Source organism: Actibacterium atlanticum (assembly GCF_000671395.1).
Classification (GTDB): Bacteria; Pseudomonadota; Alphaproteobacteria; order Rhodobacterales; family Rhodobacteraceae; genus Actibacterium_D; species Actibacterium_D atlanticum.
This window is the reverse complement of sequence record NZ_AQQY01000001.1, coordinates 483,890-505,308: the sequence shown is the minus strand read 5'-3', so window position 1 is coordinate 505,308 and position 21,419 is coordinate 483,890. Positions and strand designations below refer to the sequence as shown.

Genomic DNA, 21,419 nt, shown 5'->3' with positions numbered 1-21,419 from the left:
CGGGCGCGCAAAAGCTGCGCGCCCGATAACATGATCAGATGAAGATCAGAGATACTCGATGCTGTCGACAACATCGCTGCGGTCATAATTCCCCAGCAGCACCGCCACATCGCCTCCGCCAATACCCACAATGGTGTAATTTGCCAGGCTTTGCACAAAGGCAACATCATCACGCGCCGCTGGGGCGTCCATGTCGATCTGCAAGATATCCTCGGTCACATCGAAGTCGAGGATGATGTCCAGCTCGGAGCCGGTGCCGAACACAAAGGTGTCCGCGCCTTCGCCGCCAATCTCAATGTCGCGGCCCGCGCCACCGTTCAGCACGTCATCGCCATCACGGCCCAGCAGCGTATCCGCCCCACCGTTGCCGTTGATCTCGTCCGCGTCTTGCGAGCCAAACAGAAAGTCATCCTTGCTGCCACCTTCGATCAGGTTCACCGGGGCCTGGCCCAGCCCCGGCAAATCCGCCAGCGAAATAGGGGTATTCGGCGCATAAGGTCCGTTGTCGGGAGCACCGCCAAAGGCGGTGATGGATTGTTCAAACTGATAGAACTCTTCCAGCGTTTCAGGCTCAAACGGCGCCCCGCCAATGATCACGATAAAATCCTGGCGCCCGTCTGCGAAGCTGCTGTCTTCAAACAACAATACATAGCTTGTACCGCCCGACCACTCTACATACCCAAAGGTCGCCTGATCGACAGGCAAGCTGCCCAGCGGGGTGCCATCCACACTCAGCCCATCCAAACCGGTAAGTGCGATAGGCGAAAAGTCAAAAGTTTCGCCCGGAACAACCTGATATTCAAAAACACCGTCGCTGTCTTCAAAGGTGAACTCGTGGGTTTGAAAATCCGTGCGAACCTCGTCTTCGCCTTCACCAACCCAGGTCCACCCGAACCCCTGAACAACGTACTCGGCCATGCTTATTAATCCTATTTGAAACTTTGAATATTGCGGTCGTACTGAGATCACAAACGCTCAGCGCTCGCAACCTAGAATTGCAGACCACCCATCCTGAAATTTGGACCTGCCAAAACGGCGTTCATGGGTGCCCGGCCGCTACAGCTCCTGCCCCTTTATGAACTGCGCCGCGCCAAAGCCCAGATCGTAAGACACTTGCCGAAACATCACATCGAATGCCGCAAATAGCGCAGCGTTCAGTCGAATGCCCGCCTCGCTCGCGGACATGTCAATATAAGCCTGCAGATCGGAATCGTTCAGCGGCTCATAGGCCATGGTCAGATAGGGATAGAGCCACTGGGCGGTTTCATCGCGCACGTCGCCCTCCTGAGCCCAGACATCCGCCAACATATCGCTTTCCGACATGCCATATTCAAATGCGCCGCCCTCATTTAGCCCGCGATAGAACGATAGATTCGAGTTCAGCCCGCCCGCCACATTGCGCTCAATCAGATCATTGACCTGCACGAAGTCTTCAATCAGCGCCAACCTCGGATGGCTTTCCAGCGCCATGTCCTCGTAGATCGCGATGCTGCCCTCTTCGACCATCGGATCCAACAGCGCGCGACGCGCCGTAACTTCCAGATCAGTCACCCGTTGACCCAGATCGCCGGTGTAAAACGCTATCAGCGTCTCAAGCTCTGCGGTGGTCAGCTCTTCGTCCAGAACCTCCAACATGACGGTTTCAAGCCGTTTCGCCTCGTAAATGTTCTTGACCAGCGCCTGCCAGGCCCCGCCGCCGCGTCCGCTGAACATTTCGGCCTCAAGATCACCAGCATAGGCCAGCCCCTCCTCGGCCATGATCGCCATCAACGCGGGCAGTTGCAGCGCATCGCCCAGCGCTTGCACCTGCGCCGAGGGCGCGGCACGCCCGGGCAGCGCCATAAAGATCAGCAAGGTAATGCTTAGGATTGGGCGCAACATGGGGCCTCCGGCGCGTTTGGGTTGCGCGCAGCCTAGCGACCAGCACGACTTTTTCCAACCAAAGTCACAAGATTGGAAAATAAGCAGTTGCGCCCGGCAGGACTTGGCCTTAAATCCCCCCCTCACGGACCATGAGCCTGCGGAGAGGTGCCGGAGTGGTCGAACGGGGCGGTCTCGAAAACCGTTGTGGGTGCAAGCCCACCCAGGGTTCGAATCCCTGTCTCTCCGCCACTCTCACCCTTGCCAGAAATACTGTTGAGAAAACCAATTGCGGCACTCAACCAATTCGACAACTCTCGCTTTGATTTCAGTCAGCGATGTGATGAAGTCTGTTTGCAACATTCACGTTCTAGATAGTGTTGTTCACAGATATCTTGAATTGAAGAGGGCTGGGTGTTGGACGCCAACAAACTTGAAAGCGAATTGGGCGCTGAAAACTTTGCGCTACCTTTAAAACCGGTCCACCGCGAGGCAATGCTGGACCTCGTTCTCACGTGGGGAACACTTGATGGCATGCTCGCGATGCTTCTCGCCCATATGATGGGAGTCTCCTATTCGGAAGCCGCCGACACCATTGGAAAGAAAAGCGGCTCAGGAAAACTCGCCGAGATGATCCGCTTGATCAAGGACCGCGAGTCCGCAAGAGAATTCTCCAATTTCTTAAAGAGGCATAAAAGACAATACGAACGGCACTCCGTGCTCAGGAATAGAATAGCGCACGGTCACTGCGCCGGATATCTATTAGCTGACGATAACTACGTAATATTTGCCATGTTTGAACGCCATGGCGACACCAACATGGCGGTTGACGCAGTACCTGTAGAAGAGATGGAGCGTGCAACAAAATGGGGCAAAGCTCTTGCGGAATTTATCATGCGGACAATTGATAAACTGGATGACGAGATTCCATAATCGATAACTGAATCCACAAGTTTTGGTCGAACATATCGCCTGCCTAGCTAGCGATCCTCACTCCCGGAACCCCGTCGCCACCACGAACTTCTCGGAACTGTCGGACCGGCTTGCGGGCGGTTTGACGTTGGCGACTTTGGTGAAGCGTTGTTTCAGCAGCTTTTGCAGCTCGCCCTCGGCGCCGCCGGCCAGCACTTTGGCGACGAACGTGCCGCCCTCGTCCAGCACGTCAAAGGCGAAGTATGCCGCGGCCTCGCACAGGGCGATAATCCTCAGGTGGTCGGTCTGTTTGTGGCCCGAGCTGGCGGCGGCCATGTCTGACATCACCACATCGGCCTTGCCGCCCAGCCAGTCTTTGACCTTTTGATCGGCGTCGTCTTCCATGAAGTCCAGCTGATGTATCTCAGCCCCGGCAATTGGTTCGACCTCTTGCAGATCAACCCCCAAAACAGAGCCGATCTTTTTGCCCTTTCTTTCACCCAGAGCATTCACCCGCGTCGCGGCCACCTGACACCAGCCGCCGGGCGCACAGCCAAGGTCCACAACCCGGGCGCCGGGCACCAAAAAGCGATACTTTTCGTCCAGCTCTAAAATCTTGAACGCCGCACGGCCACGATAGCCTTCGTCCTGCGCGCGTTTCACGTAAGGGTCGTTCAGCTGCCGCTCCAGCCACAGGGTCGACGACAGCTTACGCCCGCGCGCCGATTTCACCCGGGTGCGCAGATCGCGCTGTCCGCGTCCGCTGGTGCCTTTTTTCGCCATGATCTGATCCCTTAATACGGTCCGTCTTCGAGCACGCCATCGGCGCTCATCTGCGCATATAGCAGCCCTTCGCGCAGACCGCGATCCGCAACTGACAAACGATCCGTCGGCCACACACGCATCAGCGCCTGCAAAATCGCCGCGCCCGACATGATCAGCGCGTGACGATCACGCCCGATACGCGGATCTGTGCGCCGCCCTTCGGGGCCAAGCGCCAGATAATCGCGGATCACCCCGTCGATCTGGTCCGAGGTCATGCGCAGCCCGTCCACCTTGTTGCGATCATAGCGACGCAGGCCAAGGAAGCTGGCGGCGACCGTGGTGACGGTGCCCGAGGTGCCGACAATCTGAAAGCCTTCTCGCGCCTGTTCATGGGCATAGGGCGAAAAATCCGCCAGGTTTTCTTCAAAATACCAGCTCATCAGCGCAAAGCGCGCGGCGTCATCTTCGACATCGTCAAACTGGTCCTTCAGCGTCGCGACCCCTAAGGGCACACTGATCCAATCTACCACTTTGGCAACGGGAAACGGGCTGTCGGCGTTTTTGAACCCGGCATGCAGGCGCATGATGGCGCGCGGGCGATCGCGTTTGGGGACCGAGGACAGGTCCATCCAGACCAGCTCGGTCGAACCGCCACCGATATCCACCACCAGCAACTGTTCGGTCTTGGTCGACACCAACGGCGCGCAGGAGACAACGGCAAGACGCGCTTCTTCTTCGGTCTCGATAATTTCAAGCGAGAGTCCGGTTTCACGTTTGACCAAACGGGTGAAATCGCGTGCGTTTTTGGCGCGCCGGCAAGCCTCGGTTGCGACAAGGCGCATCCGGCGCACCTTGTGGCGATCCAGCTTGCCCTTGCAAATGCGCAAAGCCTGCACGGTGCGCCCGATGGACGCCCTGCTTAAACGCCCGGACGCTTCCAGCCCGGTGCCCAGCTGCACAGATTTCGAAAAGCTGTCCACAACATGAATTTGACTGCCCTTTGGCTGGGCAATCAACATGCGACAACTGTTTGTACCCAGATCCAGCGCAGCGTAAAGCTCCGCCGGATCGGGCGTTTTTGGTGCGGGGGTATCGACCGCTTTGGGGAACGCGCCCGCACCATTGGGACGCTTGGGCGCCATCTTGTTCGCCCTCCAACTCAAGTTACCCTCAACCTAGTCGCGCCATGCTGAATGCGCAAGCATCCCGCCGCGTTCATAATCTTCTTGAGAATTATTCAGAGGATGGGAACTGGCGCGCACAAGCGTGGTACTTTAGAACCCAGCGCCAAGACACCCGCGAACCCAAACAATCCGAAAGGCCCACCCCATGCCCGATGTCACCATCGTTTACTGGCGCGATATCCCCGCTCAGGTCATCGTGGGCAAGGGCCGTCGCGGCGCCAAACGCGCCCTGCCCGAACGGTTTGAACAGGCGATTGATCGCTGCGCCATGAAGGTCGGCGCCCGCGACACCGACGCCTATCTGGCCGAATGGCGCCGTGGCACGCCGTTCAGCGTGGACGGCGCGCAAGATGAAATTGCACAGGCACAGGCTGAAAGTCTGGACCGTGATTATGACAAGGACCGCATCTTGGCGCTGATCGCCAATGATGGCTGGGAGAAGTGAGACAGACATGACCCGCACCGTAATTGAAAGCCAAACCAAGACCGTCACCATCGGCTTTGACGAGCCCTTCTGCGTGATAGGCGAACGCATCAACCCCACCGGGCGCAAGAAACTGGCGGCCGAACTGGAGGCCGGGGATTTCTCGACCGTCGAAAAAGACGCATTGGAGCAAGTCGCCTGCGGCGCCATGGTGTTGGATGTGAACGCGGGCGTTGTCTACAACTCCAATCCCAACCCCAACGAAACCGAACCGCCGCTGATGCGCGAGGTTCTGGGGCTGGTACAGGGTCTGGTCGATGTGCCGCTGTGCATTGACAGCTCGGTCCCGGGCGCTTTGGAGGCTGGGCTTGAAGTTGCCAATGGCCGCCCTCTGGTGAACTCGGTCACCGGCGAGGAAGAGCGCATGGAAATGGTGCTGCCGCTGGTCAAAAAGTACAACGTGCCGGTTGTGGCGATCTCCAACGATGACACCGGCATTTCCGAAGATCCGGATGTGCGCTTTGCCGTGGCCAAAAAGATCGTCGAACGCGCCGCGGACTATGGCATCCCGGCCCATGATATCGTCGTGGACCCGCTGGTGATGCCCATTGGCGCGATTGCCAGCGCCGGTCAGCAGGTGTTCACCCTTGTGCGCAAACTGCGCGAAGAGCTGGGCGTGAACACCACTTGCGGTGCGTCAAACATCAGTTTTGGCCTGCCCAACCGCCACGGCATCAATGCGGCCTTCCTGCCCATGGCCATCGGCGCCGGCATGACCAGCGCGATCATGAACCCCGTGCGCCCGGTTGAAATGGAGGCCGTCCGCGCCGCCAACCTGCTTTATAACAACGACCCGAACGGCACGGAGTGGATCAAGTTTTCCCGCGTGATGGAGGCCGTGAAAGAAGGCGCCAGCTTCCCCGAGGCCTCCAAAGCCGCAGCCGCCGCAGGTAGCGGGCGCGGTGGCCGCCGTCGCCGTCGGGGTTAATTTACGTAAACCGATAAGGACGCGCCCTATGGCCGACACGGATGCACTGGTGATCTTTACCCCTTCGGGGCGGCGCGGCCGTTTCCCGCTGGGCACCCCTGTGCTGACGGCAGCGCGTCAGTTGGGCGTCGATCTGGATTCAGTCTGCGGCGGGCGCGGGATTTGTTCAAAATGTCAGGTGCAGCCCTCGTTCGGCGCGTTCCCCAAACACGGCGTCACCGTGGCCGAAGATGCGCTGAGCGATAAGAACGCCGTTGAGCATCGTTACGACGAAAAGCGCGGGCTGAAACCGGGACGTCGGCTGGGCTGTCAGGCCGTCGTGCAAGGTGACATCGTCATCGACGTGCCGCCCGAAAGTCAGGTGCATAAACAGGTCGTGCGCAAAGCCGCCGACGCGCGCCCGATCACCATGGATGCCGCGACCCGGCTGGTGATGGTCGAGGTCGAAGAACCCGACATGCACAACCCCACCGGCGACGCCGAGCGGCTGCAAGCCGCCTTGGCCACCCAGTGGGGTTTGCAGAATGTCACCATCCCCCTGCCCCTTTTGGCCGATCTGCAAGGGATTTTGCGCAAAGGCAAATGGCAGGTCACCGCCGCGGTCTACGACGATCATACCGACGCCGCGCCGCGCCTTCTGGCGCTTTGGCCCGGCCTGTTCGAAGGGCCGCTTTATGGGCTGGCGGTTGATGTGGGCTCTACCACAATCGCCGCGCATCTGTGTGACCTGAATGACGGGCATGTGGTGGCGTCCTCCGGCATTATGAACCCGCAGATCCGGTTTGGCGAAGACCTGATGAGCCGCGTGTCCTACGCCATGCTCAACCCCGGTGGCGACGCGGAAATGACCTCTGCCGTACGCGAAGCGCTGAACGATCTGGTCACAGCCGTCGCGGTTGAAGCCAAGGTCGACCCCGCGCAAATCGTCGAAAGCACCTTTGTCTGCAACCCGGTGATGCACCACCTGCTGCTGGGGTTCGACCCGATTGAACTGGGTCAGGCCCCCTTTGCGTTGGTGACCTCGGACGCTGTTTCGCTGACCGCGCCCGATCTGGGCCTCAGCGCCCTGCCCGCCCAGGCCCGCGCCTATGTGCTGCCCTGTATCGCGGGACACGTCGGTGCCGATGCCGCCGCTGTGGCCTTGTCAGAAGCGCCGCATAAGTCTGACGATCTGGTGTTGGTTGTCGACGTTGGCACCAATGCCGAGATTCTGCTGGGCAATAAAGCCCGCGTTCTGGCGTGCTCGTCCCCCACTGGCCCCGCGTTCGAGGGGGCACAGATTAGCTCGGGCCAACGCGCCGCACCCGGCGCGATTGAACGCCTTGAGATCAACCCCGACACCAAGGAACCCCGCTTTCGGGTGATCGGCTGCGATCTATGGTCGGATGAGGACGGGTTTGATCTGGCCACCGCCACGACAGGTATCACCGGCATCTGCGGGTCGGGCATTATCGAGGCCGTGGCCGAAATGCGCATGGCCGGTCTGCTTGACCCGTCTGGCTTGATCGGGTCCGCCGAACAAACCGGCACCCAGCGCTGCCAACCTGACGGGCGCACCCATGAATACGTGATCCATGATGCAACGCCCGAGGGCGGCGCGCGGATCACCGTCACCCAAGGCGACATCCGCGCGATCCAGCTGGCCAAGTCCGCGCTCTATGCCGGTGCGCGCCTATTGATGGATGAGTTCGGCGTCGACAGCGTGGACCGCGTTGTGCTGGCCGGGGCGTTTGGCGCCCATATCAGCCCCAAACACGCGATGGTTCTGGGCATGATCCCGGATGCGCCACTGGATCACGTCACCAGCGCCGGGAACGCTGCGGGCACCGGCGCGCGGATCGCCCTATGCAACCGCGCCGCACGAGCCGAGGTCGAACAGCTGGTCCGCCAGATCGACAAGGTCGAAACCGCGATTGAACCGCGCTTCCAAGAGCATTTCGTCGCCGCAAACGCCCTGCCCCACGCCACAGACCCGTTCCCTGAGCTGGCCAAGGTCGCGCCCCTGCCGCAGGTCAGCTTTAACACCGGTGGTGAAAACACCGGGCGCAGGCGGCGCAGACGCGGCTAAGCGCTTGACCGCCCTGCGCGCAGCGCTTATCTGAAAACTCCGGCGCGGGTATGGTGAAAAGGTATCACGGCAGCTTCCCAAGCTTTAGTTACGGGTTCGATTCCCGTTACCCGCTCCAGACATTGTGATCGCACGGCACATCAATTGATGTCAGGGTAGACAGCAGAGGTTTTTGCATGTCCGATCCCGTCCTTCTCAGTATTCTCACCTGCCCTGAATGCAGGCATGAAACCCAGGCCCAGATGCCGACAGACTCGTGCCAATGGTTCTTTGAGTGCCCCAACTGCCGAACGGTTTTGCGCCCGAAACCAGGGGATTGCTGCGTGTTTTGCTCGTATGGCACGAACCCATGCCCACCCGTGCAACTTGGATCATCCTGCTGCAGTTAAGTTGACCCATCGGAGGCATTCACATATTATTAAATGTTGCTCCACCCTTAAAAAAGAACGGTGCCAAATGCCTTATAATATCCTGAAATCTGCGATTTTGATGGCTTTGATTACCGTAAACTCCGCCACCGCGCAGATGCATGGGGGCGGTGCGGGGCATCATCACGGCGCCGATGGCACCGGCCATGACATGGTCAACATGCCCGGCCTGCGCGGTGAAAACGCCAGCCCCGAGGAAAGCGCCGAACTGGCGCTTATGTTTCGGGGCTTTCAAACTATGTCGCGGACGGTGGAAAACCTACCCAACGGGATTCGTACCGTCACAAGTTCTTCGAACCCTAAGGTACACGACGCGCTGGTCAGCCATGTTGTGGGCATGATCGAACGGGTGGAGGCCGGGGATGACCCAAAGATTTTCATCCAAAGCCCGACGCTGGATATCTTCTTTGAACGGCGTGACGCCCTGACATCCGAGGTTGAGATCACCGAGGAAGGGGTTGTCGTCACGCAAACCTCTGACGATCCTGAATTGGTCGCCGCGCTTCACATTCATGCCGCTGAAGTCACGGCCATGGCCGAACAGGGCATGCATGCGGTGCACATGATGATGATGGAACGCGCCCGCAATAATTAAGCCCCAAGATCAAGATCTTAGGGCTCAAAGCTATCGTATTAAAGTTAAAGCGTTACTTTAACTTTGCCACGCATCCACCGAATTTCGAACGAAGTTCACAAGCTGCGCGGTAGAACCGTCGGTGCCGTCAACCGGCCCCTCCAGGATCAGCTTTTCAACCTCTTTCGCCAGCACCTTGCCCAGCTCTACACCCCATTGATCGAACGAGTTGATCCCCAGGATCACCCCTTCGACAAACACGCGGTGCTCATAGAGCGCGATGATCTGGCCCAACACATAGGGCGTCAGCCGCGGATATATCAAAGTGGTCGACGGCCGGTTGCCCGGGAACACCCGGTGGCGCGCCTGACGTTCCAGTTCATCGCCCTCAAAACCGGCATCCTGCATCAGCGCGCGGGCCTCGTCCAAGGTACGCCCCACCATCAAGGCTTGCGACTGTGCCAGACAGTTGGCCACCAGCAGACGGTGATGAACGGAACGGCCCAGCTCATTCCCTTCGGCGGCGACAAGAAATTCGCACGGCACCACCTGCGTGCCCTGATGAATCAGCTGGTAAAACGCGTGTTGGCCGTTGGTGCCCGGCTCGCCCCAGACAATCGGACCGGCCTGATCGGGTAAGTCCGAGCCATCCATGGCAACGCGCTTGCCGTTGCTTTCCATTTCAAGCTGCTGCAGATAGGCCGGAAGACGCGACAATTGCTGGTCATAAGGCAACACCGCACGACTGCCAAAGCCGCAGAACTGGTGGTGCCACATGCCGACCAGAGCCAGCAAAACTGGCAGGTTTTCTGCAAAAGGCGCGGTTTGGAAATGTTGATCCATCGCCTCGCCGCCGCGCAGGAAGGCGCGGAAATTATCCGGTCCGATGGCCAGCATCAGGCTCAACCCGATCGGCCCCCACATGGAATAGCGCCCACCGACCCAATCCTCAAAACCAAACACCCGCTCGGGCGCGATGCCAAAGTCCGCCGTCAGGTCCGCCGCGGTCGACAGCGCTGCGAACTGCGCAGCGGGGTCATCCACCACCTGCGCCATCATTTCGCGCGCCGTGTTGGCATTGGTCATGGTTTCAATCGTGGTGAACGTCTTGGAGGCAACGATGATCAAAGTGGTGCTCAGGTCCAGCCCGCGCATCACCTGCGCAATTTGCGCACCATCAACGTTAGAAACAAAATGCGCGCGCGGCCCGTCGGCATAGCTATCCATCGCCAACACCGCCATCGCCGGGCCAAGGTCCGACCCGCCAATGCCAATATTCATCACATCGGTGATCTTGCCGCCAGCCCCCTGAAAAGCACCGCTGCGCACCTCGTTGGCAAACGCCTCCATCCGATCGAGCGTCGCGTGGATACCGGGCATGACGTCTTCGCCATCGACAAAAACGCCCGTTCCTGAGCGTCGCAAAGCCGTGTGCAGCACCGCGCGGCCTTCGGTTTCGTTAATCTTTTCCCCGGCGAACATCGCGTCGCGCCGCTGTGCCACCTGCGCCTCTTCGGCCAGCTGTATCAACGCGGCCAGAATATCTTCGCGCAGGGTGGTTTTTGCATAGTCGAAAAGCAAACCGTCAAATTGTGTTGAAAAGGTTTTGGCGCGATCCCCGCCGCCAAACATATCCTTTATTTTTAAAGTATTCGCTTCTAAAGCAAAGGCTTCCAGAGTGTTTTTAATGCTCATAAGGTCAATCAGCCCAGTGAATGGTTGCGTCTTTCAGAACGATGCACACCGGCGCAGCCTGCGGATCATCGAGGTGTCGCGCGGCTTCAACAGCGGTGCGTTTACCAGCGCCAGTCAGCACAATGTGTGTGTTGCGCGCGGCGCGCAAAACCGGGGCGGTCAGTGTCAGGCGTGGCTCGGGTGCTCCGGGCGCGCGCATGGGCAACAAAACCGGCGCGTCGTCCGCAAGGGCCTGCTCTAACAAGTCGGCGCCGGGAAACAGCGATGCGGTATGCATGTCTTCGCCCATGCCCAGAAGCAGCGAGGTTATAGGCAACGCGGCCTCTATCGGGCCTGAAAGCGTTGCCAGCTGGTCTTCGGGCTGATCTGCAGGGGCGTAGAACGGCACCAACTGCGCGGCGGCCGCATTGCCCACCAACAACCGTTCGCGCAAAAGCCGCGTGTTGGAGCGGTCCGAACTTTCCGGCACCCAGCGCTCATCCGAGAGCATCACCCGCACCTGCGACCAATCCAGATCAGCCTGCGAGAGCTGGTCAAACACCGGTCCGGGCGTGGTGCCACCGGGTACAACCAATGTGGCCGGCCCCGTTTCCAACGCCGCGCGAAGTTCGTCGGCCAGAATATCAGCCAAAGCGGAAAACATGGCCGCGCGGCTTGGGTATTCGATCAGGCTCATACCTTTACCTCGCGCCAGCGGCGCCCATCACGGTGCATCAGGATCAGGGACTCTTCAGGCCCCGAACTGCCCGGTTCATAGGGTTTGGGTCGGTTGGCACGATCTTCGACCTGCGCGATGATCGGATCGGTCCAGGCCCAGGCGGCTTCGACTTCGTCCCCGCGCATAAACAGCGTTTGGTTGCCGCGGATCACATCCATGATCAGCCGCTCGTACGCATCTGGAATATCATCAGCTTCTGCGCCTAAGGCCTCTTTGAATGTCATATCCAGAGGCACCTCGATCAGGCGAATTCCGCCGGGCCCCGGCTCTTTAATGGTGACGGTCAGGTTCATACCTTCGTTGGGCTGCAGGCGGATCACCAGAACGTTCGGATTCTGCCCGGCCTGATCGCCAAAGATCGAATGCGGCGGGTCTTTGAACACAATGGCGATCTCGGAACTGCGCGCCCGCATCCGCTTGCCGGTCCGCAGGTAAAACGGTGCCCCCTTCCAGCGCCAGTTCGATACCCGCACTTTCAGCGCCACATAGCTTTCGGTCAAGCTGCTGGGGTTGCCGCAATCTTCAAGATAGCTGGGGCCTTCGTCATCGCCCAAGTACTGACCGCGTACGATATCATCTGGCTCAACAGGTTCTAAGGCGCGGATAACCTTTAGCTTTTCATCGCGCAGCGCATCCGGATCAAACGCATAGGGTGGCTCCATCGCGATCAGGCAAAGCAACTGCATCAGGTGGTTTTGCACCATGTCGCGGATCGCGCCTGATTTGTCGTAATACTCACCACGCCCGCCGACGCCAACGGTTTCCGCCACGGTGATCTGAATGTGGTCGATATTGCGGGCGTTCCACAGGGGTTCAAACAGCATGTTGGCAAAACGAACCGCCATCAGGTTTTGAACTGTCTCTTTGCCCAGATAATGGTCGATACGATAGATTTGCTGTTCGGTAAAATGCCGCGAAAGGGTCTCGTTCAACGCTTTGGCCGTGGGCAGATCATGGCCAAACGGCTTTTCCACCACGATACGGCTTTCATCGTCGGTAACTTTGTACTTTTTCAGACGTTCCGCGATGGCGCCAAACAGGCTGGGCCCGACCGAGAAGTAAAACGCCCGCACCACGCTGGGGCGCATCAGGGCGGCAAGCTCTTTCCAACCGCCGGTGCCGAGCGCGTCGATGGTGACATATTCTAGGCTGTTCAGAAATCCGCTGATGGCGTCATCGTCGTGCTTGTCCGGGGCGACATGTTCCGCAATCGCACTGCGCACGATATCGCGAAACTCTTCGACCCCATGTTCAGAGCGCGCCGCCCCGATGATACGAGAACCTTCAGGAATTTGACCTGACAGAAACCGTCGATACAGACCCGGCAAAATCTTGCGCTTTGCCAGATCCCCGGTCCCCCCGAAAATGATCAAGTCAAACTGTTCAACCGGAATGACACGCGAAACCATCTTTGCCCGCTCCCTGTTAGCGCAAACACGGCCTTCTATACAGTCGCCGTCGAAATAAGTCTACCTAGTTTATTTATCTGCGGCCAGCGAATGCGCCACCCCGTGACCAGATGAATTATGCATCCAGTTCGGCATCCCAGTAAAGGTAGTCTACCCAGCTATCATGCAGATAATTCGGGGGAAATTTCCGCCCGGTATTGCGCAGTTGCTCTGCTGTGGGCTGACGCGGGGGTTTGCGTAAATGCATGCCGATCTGACGCAGGCTCTTGGAACCTTTGCGCAGGTTGCAGCGCGAACAAGACGCAACGACGTTTTCCCAACTGGTGACCCCGCCGCTGGCGCGCGGCACCACATGATCAAAAGTCAGATCGCCCTTGGCACCACAGTACTGACAGGAGAATTCATCCCTCAGAAATAAATTAAAGCGCGTGAAGGCCACGCGCTTTTGAGGTTTGACATAATCTTTCAATACAACGACCGAGGGGATCTTGATCTCGGTCGTGGGACTTCGGACAACCTGATCATACTCGGCCACAATATCGACCCGGTCCAGATAGGCGGCTTTGACTGCTTCCTGCCAAGGCCACAGGGACAAAGGATAATAGGACAGCGGGCGATAATCCGCGTTTAGAACGAGCGCCGGGTGATGCTTCACCGCACTCGGTTCGCGTACAAAACTTGTCCTGAAATCGCCGTCCATGTCTGACTCCGTCTCCGCCCGGTCTGCCTGTATTGGCCCCAAGACGGGACACCCCGTCCCAGCACATCTTTACTATATATGGCGTTCGCCATAGGGCAAGCCCCGCAATATGCGGTACCGCCACAATGTGACTTAGCGCGATTCGATGTCGGCGATGTGACGTTTATCCACAGGGGCGCCCAAGAATTGGGCAGAGTTTAACCGCCGCGGCGCTCCATCCCCAGATGGGCGCGCATAAAGGCCAGCGCAACGCTCAGACCATCGGGCGCAATGCCGTGGGCTGTGCCTTTCATGACATGGGCATAGACATCCTCGAACCCGGCTTCTTGCAGGGCTTCAGCCGCTTCAGGCAAGGACTGAGGCGGGACAACGTCATCGGCATCCCCGTGCACCAGCAAGATCGGCGTTTTGGTGATCGCTTCCTCGGCAAGGGATTCGGGCATCAGCAGGCGGCCCGAAAAACAGACCAACCCGGCAAAGGAATCTTCGCGCCGTGGCGCCACATGCAGGGTCATCATGGTGCCTTGGCTAAAGCCAAACAGGATCACCTGTTCGGGCAGCATGTCTTCGTCGACCAAAAGCGCATCAAGATAGGCATTCAGATCTTCGGTGGCCCGCATCATCCCAGATTCGGATTCTTCCTGCGATGAACCATCAATCCAGGGGATCGGGAACCACTGATAGCCCCCCGGCATGCCGGGGATCGTTTCAGGCGCGTCGGGTGCCACAAAAGCGGTCCCGGGCATATGTTCTTCCAACGGTTCGGCAAGGCCCAGCAAATCCGCGCCATTGGCGCCATAGCCGTGCAGAAACACCACCATCGAGGTCGCTTCGCCCTTAGGCGCGCCGCGCCGACTGGATTTCAAAACACGTGTCATCGGATCCCTTCCCGCTCTTTTGCCACACGGTAGTAGGCCCAAAGTGCCCGCGCCGCAACAGCCCGCCAAGGCGCCCAGGGTTCGGCCATGCTGCGCAGGGCCTTTTCCGTGGGCCGTTCAGGCAGATCGAACAGAATTTTGGCAGATTCCTGCAGCGCCAGATCACCGGGGGCAAAAACGTCGGCCCGCCCCAGTGAAAACATCGCGTAGATCTCGGCCGTCCAGCGACCGATACCGGGGACCTCGATCAACGTCGCGATGACATCATCCGTTGGCGCGTCGCGCAGCGCTTTGTAATCAATCCGCGCTTCCGACAGGGCCTTGGCATAGCGGATCTTCTGGCGGCTCAGCCCGCAGGCGCGCAGGTCTTCGGCTGACGCCCACATCACCTTGCGCGGGCCGGTCAGCTTGGCGTCTTTCAGCCGCCCCCAGATCGCATTGACCGCCGCGACCGACACCTGCTGGCTGACAATCGCATCCAACAGCGCCGCGAACCCATCCTTGCGACGACGCAAAGGCAAAGGCCCGGTCAAGGCCAGCGCGGGGCCGAATCGCGGCTCGACCGCGCACAGATGCGCTGCGCCCTCGGCAACACATTCCGATGTTTCTATGATACGCCCGACCATATTTTCCTGCCTGCACAGACCCCTGTGCGCTTTTCAACACTTCCCAAGCCCGCGCCGCCCCGATAAGGCAGGTTTCATGACCCAAGCCACCGCACCATACGATCCCGCCCGGGCCCGCCGCAATGTCACTGTGCTTGTGCTTGCGCAGGCGCTGCTTGGCTCGCAAATGGCAATGATCTTTACGGTCGGCGGGCTGGCCGGGCAATCGCTTGCGCCAAACGCCTGTTTCGCCACCTTGCCGATTTCGATGATCGTGTTGGGATCCATGCTGACGGCAACGCCTTTGTCCAGCTTCATGCAAAAGGCCGGACGGCGTGCAGGGTTCTTTGCCGGAGGCGCGGGGGGGGCAATCGGAGCCGCAGTTTGCGCCTACGCCTTGATGCAGAACAGTTTCACGCTGTTCTTAGTCGGCTCGTTCTTCACCGGCATCTACATGTCGGCGCAGGGGTTCTATCGCTTTGCCGCCGCCGACACCGCGTCCGAGGATTTCCGGCCCAAAGCGATCTCTTACGTTCTGGCGGGCGGTCTGGCCTCGGCCATACTTGGGCCGCAGCTTGTAAAACTGACCTCGACCAGCATGGTTGTACCGTTTCTGGGCACCTATGCGGCGGTGATCGCGATCAACGTCATCGGGTCTTTCCTGTTCGTATTTCTGGACATTCCCAAACCGGCCGCCCCCGCCGCAGATGCCCCGCAGGGCCGCTCGCGGCTTGAACTGCTACGCACCCCCACCATCGCCGTGGCGATCATCTGCGCGCTGGTCTCTTACGCGCTGATGAACCTTGTGATGACCTCCACCCCACTGGCGGTCGTCGGCTGCGGGTTTGAAACCGATGACGCCGCCAATGTGGTATCCGCCCACGTGCTGGCGATGTTCGTGCCGTCTTTCTTTACCGGCCATCTGATAGCCAAGTTCGGCGTGGAAAAGATTATCGCCACCGGGTTGGTCATTCTGGCCGGTGCCGGAGCCGTGGCGCTGAGCGGCGTAGACATCGAGCATTTCTTCATCGCCCTGGTCCTGCTGGGCGTGGGTTGGAACTTTGGCTTTATCGGTGCCACCGCGATGCTGGCCGGCGCGCATGAGCCGCATGAACGCGGCAAGGTGCAGGGCATGAACGATCTGATCGTCTTTGGCGGGGTAACATTGGCATCGCTGGCGTCTGGCGGTTTGATGAACTGCTCGGGCGGGTCGGTCGAACAGGGCTGGGCCTCGGTCAACCTGGCGATGATCCCGTTCCTGATGCTGGCAGGCGGCGCGCTGATCTGGCTGACGCTGCGCCCCAAAGAGGCGGTTTAAATCCGCCCTGTCAGCGCCGCTTTCAGCAAGCCCCCCCGGCGCGCGAATTCTGACGGAACCAAGCCCCCTTGGGCGACCGCAGCCGGGTCTTTGGCAGCCAGTTTCAGGATGCCGCGCGCCTGCCATCCGGACAGAACGGCGGGCCGCGCGGGTTTTGACACGCGGGTCAGCCGTGCCAAGGCACCTTGCGCCAGGGCGGCCACGGCCTCGGTCCGACCATCCACCAAAGGCACCCGGCCCAAAGCTTCCAATTGCGGAATGGCGCGCAGCCAGTTGGCCACGCCAATGGCATAGCCCACGTCGCGCACCGCCTGTTCGTCCGTCGCGCCTAATGCCCGCGCGGCGACCCAGGTCAGATTGCCCGAGGTGGCGTTGATATACGCTTCAAACGCCGCGGCATCGTCAAACGGGTCGCGGTAACAATCCCAACGCCGCGCGGCGACCAGTTGGTCCAGCTCCTCGGCGGCCGCCGCGTCCAGAACCGGGGCCAAGGCATCCACGACCTCATGCCTGCGCACCGGCCCGCCCTGCCCGATCTCTTCCAAGGCGTCGCGCCACCATTGCAGCCGCATCTCGGCGATCATCGGCTCGGCCGTGACCCAAGGCGCACGCGAGACCTCGACGTTAAACGCATAGAGCGGCAAGAGCACGGCCCGCGCATCTGCTGGCGCGGCCACGACAGCGGCAAAGCGATCAGGGTCGCCTCGTCCGACCAACCCGGCGCAGGCCTCAAGGCTCATGGGCGCGCCCCGTCGCGGGCCAGTTTCCACTGTACTGCTTCCAACAAGGCCTCGAACGATGCGTCGACTATGTTCGGAGAGACACCCACGGTGGCCCAGCGCCGCCCCTGCGCGTCCTCAGAGTCGATGATCACGCGGGTCACGGCCTCGGTTCCGCCATGGGTGATGCGCACCTTGAAGTCGACCAGTTTCATGTCATCAATATGATGCTGATAGCGGCCCAGATCCTTGGCCAGCGCCCGCCAAAGCGCGTTTACCGGACCACGATCATTGCCGCCGCCATCCAGACTTTCTGATACCGACAATTTCTTTTCATCGCCGATTTTCACCACGACCACGGCCTCGGACAGGCTGATCATCTTGTCATAGCGGTTCTTGCGGCGCTCTACGGTCACCTTATAGCGTTTAACCTCGAAATACTCGGGCAACAGGCCCAGCGCGCGCCGCGCCAGCAGCTCGAAACTCGCCTGCGCCGTGTCATAGGTATAGCCTTGGGCCTCGCGCTGTTTGATCTCATCCAGAATGACCGTCAGCGCCGGATCGCCCTTTTCCACCTCAAGCCCGGCCTCGGCCAGACGTTTGCGCAGGTTCGACTGCCCCGCCTGGTTCGACATCGGAATGATGCGTTCATTGCCCACCGTTTCTGGCGGGATGTGTTCATAAGTGGTTGGGTCCTTCAGGATCGCACTGGCATGCAGCCCCGCCTTATGCGCAAAGGCCGAGGCCCCGACATAGGGCGCCGATTTCACCGGCACCCGGTTCAAAATATCATCAAGCAGGCGCGAAGCCCGGGTCAGCGCCGCCAGCGCTTCTTTGGTGACACCGGTTTCAAGCGTGCTGACATACGGTTCTTTGCACAAAAGCGTCGGGATCAGCGTGCACAGGTTGGCGTTGCCACAGCGCTCGCCCAGCCCGTTCAGCGTACCCTGAATCTGGCGCGCGCCCGCGTCCACCGCCGCCAAAGACGCTGCCACCGCGTTGCCCGTGTCATTGTGGGTGTGAATGCCCAGATGGGCGCCCGGTATGCCCGCGTCGATCACGGCCGAGGTGATCTGACCAACCTCATGCGGCAGGGTTCCGCCATTGGTATCGCACAAGACCACCCAGCGCGCGCCGGCATCGTAGGCGGCCTTACAGCACTGCACCGCATATTCCGGATTCGCTTTGTAGCCATCAAAGAAATGCTCGGCGTCAAACAAGGCTTCGCGCCCCGAGGCGACAATATGCGCGATCGACGCGCGGATGTTTTCAAGGTTCTCGTCCAGCGTGATCCCCAGCGCGGTGGTCACGTGGAAATCATGGCTTTTCCCCACCAAACAGACCGAGGGCGTGTTCGCATTCATCACCCCCGCCAGCACATCGTCGTTTTCGGCGCTGCGCCCGGTGCGTTTGGTCATGCCAAAGGCCGTCATGGTGGCGCGGGTGTTGGGGGCGACGTCGAAAAAAGCGCTGTCGGTGGGATTGGCGCCGGGCCAACCGCCTTCGATGTAATCCACGCCCAAAGCATCCAGCGTGCGGGCGATGGTCAGCTTTTCGTCGGTCGAAAACTGCACGCCCTGCGTCTGCTGGCCGTCGCGCAGCGTGGTGTCGTAAAGATAGAGCTTTTCTTTGGTCATGTCCGCGCCCCTTCAGTTTCGCCCGGGACGCTTGCGTCACGGTTCGCCCCCGACCACAGATCAACTGGTACAAAATTTTCTATATTTTGCATTATCTTATCTCATTTAATTCATGAATAAGACTGACCAATTTGGATTTCACATACTCGGGCTCTGGCTCGCTTCGCCAAGCTGGAGCAACATCAAGAGACTGTCGATCTGAAAAAACAATTCCAGCCTGCCTTGCCACTTCGAGTGCTTCTTCTAGTTTGCGCTGGTCACCGGCCTGAAAAGCATGACGTACGGAATGGAAAAATGGTAGCGAGTCGATTTCATCGCGTTCTATTGACCAAGTTGTTCCTTCTGGTGAATCTTTCACTTTAATTCCGGCCTCTTTGAAACCATCCCTAATCAAGTCAGCCTTGCTCCACTCTTTATTTTTACGCGCCTCTGCTCGGGCGGCTAATAATTGTGCAACCAAGTCAACAAGATCATCATCATAGCCCGAAGCATTCGCCCAATCGCCCAAGTCATCCCCCAGCAGCCCAACCAGCGCGGCGGACGCCTTTAACCCTGCCGCATCGCCTTCGGCCGCCAGCTTATGCAACGCCGCAATGGCCCCCGCAGTATTCAGGTCATCGGCAAGCGCATGCGTCACTTCGGGGGCCGGGCTTGGTGCGGGCTCGATGCCCGCGACAAGCCCCCGCCACTTGCGCAACGTCGCCTCGGCCTCGCGCGCCTTCTCGGCGGTCCAGTCCATCGGCTTTCGGTAATGGGTCGACAGGAACACAAACCGGATCACCTCGCCCGGCACACCGGGTTGGCCATCATGGCCCTCCAGCAAATCATGCACCGTGAAGAAATTGCCCAAAGACTTGGACATCTTCTTGCCTTCAACCTGCAACATCTCATTGTGCAGCCAGAATTTTGCAAATCCACCCTCAGGATGGGCGCAGCAGCTTTGCGCCATCTCATTTTCATGATGCGGGAACATCAGGTCATTGCCGCCACCGTGAATGTCAAACTCCGCCCCCAAAAGCTCATAGGACATGGCCGAGCACTCAATATGCCAGCCCGGACGCCCGCGGCCCCAAGGGCTGTCCCACCCCGGCAGATCATCGCTGGACGGCTTCCACAGCACAAAATCCATCGGGTCTTCTTTATAGGGCGCAACCTCTACCCGCGCGCCGGCGATCATATCATCGACAGACCGCCCCGACAGCTTGCCGTACTCGGCATATTTGCGCACCCGAAACAGCGCATGACCGTCCTTGGCATAGGCATAGCCCTCGGCGATCAGCTTTTCGATCATCGCAATCATCTGCGGGATGTATTGCGTGGCGCGCGGCATCTGGCTTGGGTCCAGCGCGCCAAGCGCCTGCATATCGTCCAAAAACCACTGGGTGGTCATGCCGGTCAGCCGAGCGATCTCGGCGTTGACATCACCGCCCTCGCCCACGTTTTCCAGCGCCCGCGCGTTGATCTTGTCATCCACGTCGGTGAAATTGCGCACATAGGTGACGTGATCAGGCCCATAGACATGGCGCAACAGCCGGTACAGCACGTCAAACACCACCACGGGGCGCGCGTTGCCAAGATGGGCGCGGTCATAAACCGTCGGCCCACAGACATACATCCGCACATTGTCCGGCTCGATCGGCGCGAAATCCTCTTTGCGCCGGGTCAGGGTGTTGTGCAGCTTGATCTTGGTCATGTCTCTTCCTTCGCGCGCGTCTCCCGCGGCGGGCTTAGCAACTTGAACCTGTAAGGAAAAGAAGAACCAACCCGCCTGACGATGTCAGCAGGTAATAATGCAGCAAATAATGATGGCACGGGTCTTCATGAGGGGATTGTTACGCCAGCCTGCGCGCACTGACAAGCAAAAGCTGTACGCACAGGGGCGAGGCCGAAGCCCCGCCCCTGGCCTGGAGAGATCTAAAAACGCAGTGCCACGCGGGCGGTTGCGCTCAGACCATCTACGTCCGTGGTGGTGTTGGCAAAGTTGTCGAACCGGTCATAGGTCAGTTCGCCGCCAACGGTCACGGATTCTGTCAGAAAATGTTCAGCACCAAAGCCGACGAAATAGCCATTGTCCCAAGCGTCACCGCCGCCCAGATCAATATTGGCGCGGGCCGCACCCACGGTACCATAGACCAGGGTCTTGCCCAGATCATAACCGGCACGCAGCTTCAGGCGGCCGATGGCGTCCACGCCAGTGGTGCCGGGGAAGTTCGCGTCTGAGGCGCTGTATTCCAGCGCACCACCAACGACCCAGTCACCCAGATCCCAGTCATAACCGGCAAAAATGCCGCCCACCGTGCCATCAGCATTCTGACCGGCAGCACCGTCAAAATCGCCATAGCCCAGCGACAAACCACCGTAGGCACCGGTCCAGTCACCGCCAGCGCCAAAAGCGGGCGCGGCTTGGGTTACGGCGGGGTCAGCGGGCGCCGGATCGGCGCTGCCAGCAACAGCAGGAAGCGCGGCGAGGGAGAGCGCCGCAGCAGTAATCATCGTTTTCATAGGGAAGTTCCTTAACCTTGTTGGAGTGTTCTCTT

The 21,419-nt window shown here is 59.6% G+C and carries 21 protein-coding genes and 2 tRNA genes; 9 read left to right on the top strand and 14 right to left on the bottom strand.

All coding sequences use genetic code 11. The features are described 5' to 3' along the window. Positions 1-45 precede the first annotated feature (45 nt). Both ATO10_RS16355 and ATO10_RS02515 read right to left on the bottom strand, forming a co-directional pair. Positions 46-918, bottom strand: coding sequence for a calcium-binding protein (locus tag ATO10_RS16355; protein WP_051597896.1), 873 nt, complete (start codon positions 916-918; stop codon positions 46-48). Between the two features lie 138 nt (positions 919-1,056). Beyond that, positions 1,057-1,881: a DUF2059 domain-containing protein gene (locus ATO10_RS02515; protein ID WP_035247542.1), complete on the bottom strand. Its 825-nt coding sequence runs from the start codon at positions 1,879-1,881 to the stop codon at positions 1,057-1,059. A 141-nt stretch (positions 1,882-2,022) separates the two neighbouring features. On the opposite strand from ATO10_RS02515, the gene ATO10_RS02510 reads away from it, so the two are divergent. Next, positions 2,023-2,112: transfer RNA gene (locus ATO10_RS02510), tRNA-Ser, on the top strand. 162 nt (positions 2,113-2,274) lie between these two features. Next, a complete protein-coding gene (locus tag ATO10_RS02505) occupies positions 2,275-2,793 on the top strand; it encodes a hypothetical protein (protein ID WP_035247539.1) in 519 nt (172 codons plus the stop codon). Between the two features lie 57 nt (positions 2,794-2,850). On the opposite strand, the gene ATO10_RS02500 is transcribed toward ATO10_RS02505, so the two are convergent. Both ATO10_RS02500 and ATO10_RS02495 read right to left on the bottom strand, forming a co-directional pair. Then, on the bottom strand, positions 2,851-3,555 hold the full coding sequence (locus tag ATO10_RS02500) for an RlmE family RNA methyltransferase (protein WP_035247538.1): 705 nt from the start codon (positions 3,553-3,555) through the stop codon (positions 2,851-2,853). Between the two features lie 11 nt (positions 3,556-3,566). Continuing rightward, the gene (locus ATO10_RS02495; RefSeq protein WP_035247535.1) at positions 3,567-4,679 is read right to left on the bottom strand and encodes a Ppx/GppA phosphatase family protein; all 1,113 of its coding nucleotides are present in this window, start codon (positions 4,677-4,679) and stop codon (positions 3,567-3,569) included. 187 nt (positions 4,680-4,866) lie between these two features. Between ATO10_RS02495 and ATO10_RS02490 the strand changes: the two genes are divergently transcribed. The 6 genes from ATO10_RS02490 (at position 4,867) to ATO10_RS02470 (ending at position 9,224) form a co-directional block, all read left to right on the top strand. Continuing rightward, on the top strand, positions 4,867-5,166 hold the full coding sequence (locus tag ATO10_RS02490; protein ID WP_035247531.1) for a virulence factor: 300 nt from the start codon (positions 4,867-4,869) through the stop codon (positions 5,164-5,166). 7 nt (positions 5,167-5,173) lie between these two features. Beyond that, entirely contained in the window at positions 5,174-6,133 is a 960-nt protein-coding gene (locus ATO10_RS02485) for a methyltetrahydrofolate cobalamin methyltransferase (RefSeq protein WP_035247528.1), read from the top strand. 28 nt (positions 6,134-6,161) lie between these two features. Then, positions 6,162-8,201, top strand: a complete 2,040-nt coding sequence (locus ATO10_RS02480) for an ASKHA domain-containing protein (RefSeq protein ID WP_035247524.1) — start codon at positions 6,162-6,164, stop codon at positions 8,199-8,201. Positions 8,202-8,245: 44 nt separating this feature from the next. Then, positions 8,246-8,319, top strand: a tRNA-Gly gene (locus tag ATO10_RS02475). Positions 8,320-8,377: 58 nt separating this feature from the next. Further along, positions 8,378-8,590, top strand: coding sequence for a GDCCVxC domain-containing (seleno)protein (locus tag ATO10_RS16570; protein ID WP_081806401.1), 213 nt, complete (start codon positions 8,378-8,380; stop codon positions 8,588-8,590). Between the two features lie 67 nt (positions 8,591-8,657). Then, positions 8,658-9,224: a hypothetical protein gene (locus ATO10_RS02470; RefSeq protein ID WP_238323341.1), complete on the top strand. Its 567-nt coding sequence runs from the start codon at positions 8,658-8,660 to the stop codon at positions 9,222-9,224. 57 nt (positions 9,225-9,281) lie between these two features. Here ATO10_RS02470 and pgi read toward each other — a convergent pair whose 3' ends face one another. The 6 genes from pgi to ATO10_RS02440 form a co-directional block, all read right to left on the bottom strand. Beyond that, positions 9,282-10,898, bottom strand: coding sequence for a glucose-6-phosphate isomerase (pgi, locus tag ATO10_RS02465; protein ID WP_051597895.1), 1,617 nt, complete (start codon positions 10,896-10,898; stop codon positions 9,282-9,284). 4 nt (positions 10,899-10,902) lie between these two features. Continuing rightward, positions 10,903-11,574, bottom strand: coding sequence for a 6-phosphogluconolactonase (gene pgl / locus ATO10_RS02460; protein ID WP_035247521.1), 672 nt, complete (start codon positions 11,572-11,574; stop codon positions 10,903-10,905). Then, positions 11,571-13,025 carry a glucose-6-phosphate dehydrogenase gene (zwf, locus tag ATO10_RS02455; protein WP_035247518.1) on the bottom strand — a complete coding sequence of 485 codons (1,455 nt, stop codon included), beginning with the start codon at positions 13,023-13,025 and terminating at the stop codon, positions 11,571-11,573. The genes pgl and zwf overlap by 4 nt, the downstream gene beginning before the upstream one ends. A gap of 115 nt (positions 13,026-13,140) precedes the next feature. Beyond that, positions 13,141-13,725, bottom strand: coding sequence for an HNH endonuclease (locus ATO10_RS02450; protein WP_035247516.1), 585 nt, complete (start codon positions 13,723-13,725; stop codon positions 13,141-13,143). Positions 13,726-13,922: 197 nt separating this feature from the next. Further along, the gene (locus ATO10_RS02445) at positions 13,923-14,603 is read right to left on the bottom strand and encodes an alpha/beta hydrolase (RefSeq protein WP_035247514.1); all 681 of its coding nucleotides are present in this window, start codon (positions 14,601-14,603) and stop codon (positions 13,923-13,925) included. Further along, positions 14,600-15,229, bottom strand: coding sequence for a DNA-3-methyladenine glycosylase family protein (locus ATO10_RS02440; protein WP_035247512.1), 630 nt, complete (start codon positions 15,227-15,229; stop codon positions 14,600-14,602). The genes ATO10_RS02445 and ATO10_RS02440 overlap by 4 nt, the downstream gene beginning before the upstream one ends. Positions 15,230-15,305: 76 nt before the next feature. Between ATO10_RS02440 and ATO10_RS02435 the strand changes: the two genes are divergently transcribed. Further along, positions 15,306-16,526, top strand: coding sequence for an MFS transporter (locus tag ATO10_RS02435; protein WP_035247510.1), 1,221 nt, complete (start codon positions 15,306-15,308; stop codon positions 16,524-16,526). On the opposite strand, the gene ATO10_RS02430 is transcribed toward ATO10_RS02435, so the two are convergent. The 4 genes from ATO10_RS02430 to ATO10_RS02415 all read right to left on the bottom strand — a co-directional run bounded on the left by ATO10_RS02430 (position 16,523) and on the right by ATO10_RS02415 (position 21,384). Further along, positions 16,523-17,266 carry a squalene/phytoene synthase family protein gene (locus tag ATO10_RS02430; RefSeq protein WP_035247508.1) on the bottom strand — a complete coding sequence of 248 codons (744 nt, stop codon included), beginning with the start codon at positions 17,264-17,266 and terminating at the stop codon, positions 16,523-16,525. The two genes, ATO10_RS02435 and ATO10_RS02430, sit on opposite strands and share 4 nt — an antisense overlap. After that, positions 17,263-18,882 carry a citramalate synthase gene (cimA, locus tag ATO10_RS02425; RefSeq protein WP_035247507.1) on the bottom strand — a complete coding sequence of 540 codons (1,620 nt, stop codon included), beginning with the start codon at positions 18,880-18,882 and terminating at the stop codon, positions 17,263-17,265. Before cimA ends, ATO10_RS02430 begins: the two co-directional genes overlap by 4 nt. Positions 18,883-18,973: 91 nt before the next feature. Further along, positions 18,974-20,575, bottom strand: a complete 1,602-nt coding sequence (gene cysS / locus ATO10_RS02420) for a cysteine--tRNA ligase (protein WP_081806400.1) — start codon at positions 20,573-20,575, stop codon at positions 18,974-18,976. A gap of 221 nt (positions 20,576-20,796) precedes the next feature. Then, entirely contained in the window at positions 20,797-21,384 is a 588-nt protein-coding gene (locus ATO10_RS02415) for an outer membrane protein (protein WP_051597894.1), read from the bottom strand. Positions 21,385-21,419: the final 35 nt, after the last annotated feature.

Coding starts and splice junctions, on each gene's coding strand:
- ATO10_RS02470 (WP_238323341.1), top strand. CDS start 8,658: ATGCCTTATAATATCCTGAAATCTGCGATTTTGATGGCTTTGATTACC.
- ATO10_RS16570 (WP_081806401.1), top strand. CDS start 8,378: ATGTCCGATCCCGTCCTTCTCAGTATTCTCACCTGCCCTGAATGCAGG.
- zwf (WP_035247518.1), bottom strand. CDS start 13,025: ATGGTTTCGCGTGTCATTCCGGTTGAACAGTTTGACTTGATCATTTTC.
- ATO10_RS02440 (WP_035247512.1), bottom strand. CDS start 15,229: ATGGTCGGGCGTATCATAGAAACATCGGAATGTGTTGCCGAGGGCGCA.
- ATO10_RS02515 (WP_035247542.1), bottom strand. CDS start 1,881: ATGTTGCGCCCAATCCTAAGCATTACCTTGCTGATCTTTATGGCGCTG.
- ATO10_RS02500 (WP_035247538.1), bottom strand. CDS start 3,555: ATGGCGAAAAAAGGCACCAGCGGACGCGGACAGCGCGATCTGCGCACC.
- ATO10_RS02430 (WP_035247508.1), bottom strand. CDS start 17,266: ATGAGCCTTGAGGCCTGCGCCGGGTTGGTCGGACGAGGCGACCCTGAT.
- ATO10_RS02490 (WP_035247531.1), top strand. CDS start 4,867: ATGCCCGATGTCACCATCGTTTACTGGCGCGATATCCCCGCTCAGGTC.
- cimA (WP_035247507.1), bottom strand. CDS start 18,882: ATGACCAAAGAAAAGCTCTATCTTTACGACACCACGCTGCGCGACGGC.
- ATO10_RS02415 (WP_051597894.1), bottom strand. CDS start 21,384: ATGAAAACGATGATTACTGCTGCGGCGCTCTCCCTCGCCGCGCTTCCT.
- pgi (WP_051597895.1), bottom strand. CDS start 10,898: ATGAGCATTAAAAACACTCTGGAAGCCTTTGCTTTAGAAGCGAATACT.
- pgl (WP_035247521.1), bottom strand. CDS start 11,574: ATGAGCCTGATCGAATACCCAAGCCGCGCGGCCATGTTTTCCGCTTTG.
- cysS (WP_081806400.1), bottom strand. CDS start 20,575: ATGACCAAGATCAAGCTGCACAACACCCTGACCCGGCGCAAAGAGGAT.
- ATO10_RS02480 (WP_035247524.1), top strand. CDS start 6,162: ATGGCCGACACGGATGCACTGGTGATCTTTACCCCTTCGGGGCGGCGC.
- ATO10_RS02450 (WP_035247516.1), bottom strand. CDS start 13,725: ATGGACGGCGATTTCAGGACAAGTTTTGTACGCGAACCGAGTGCGGTG.
- ATO10_RS02485 (WP_035247528.1), top strand. CDS start 5,174: ATGACCCGCACCGTAATTGAAAGCCAAACCAAGACCGTCACCATCGGC.
- ATO10_RS02445 (WP_035247514.1), bottom strand. CDS start 14,603: ATGACACGTGTTTTGAAATCCAGTCGGCGCGGCGCGCCTAAGGGCGAA.
- ATO10_RS16355 (WP_051597896.1), bottom strand. CDS start 918: ATGGCCGAGTACGTTGTTCAGGGGTTCGGGTGGACCTGGGTTGGTGAA.
- ATO10_RS02495 (WP_035247535.1), bottom strand. CDS start 4,679: ATGGCGCCCAAGCGTCCCAATGGTGCGGGCGCGTTCCCCAAAGCGGTC.
- ATO10_RS02435 (WP_035247510.1), top strand. CDS start 15,306: ATGACCCAAGCCACCGCACCATACGATCCCGCCCGGGCCCGCCGCAAT.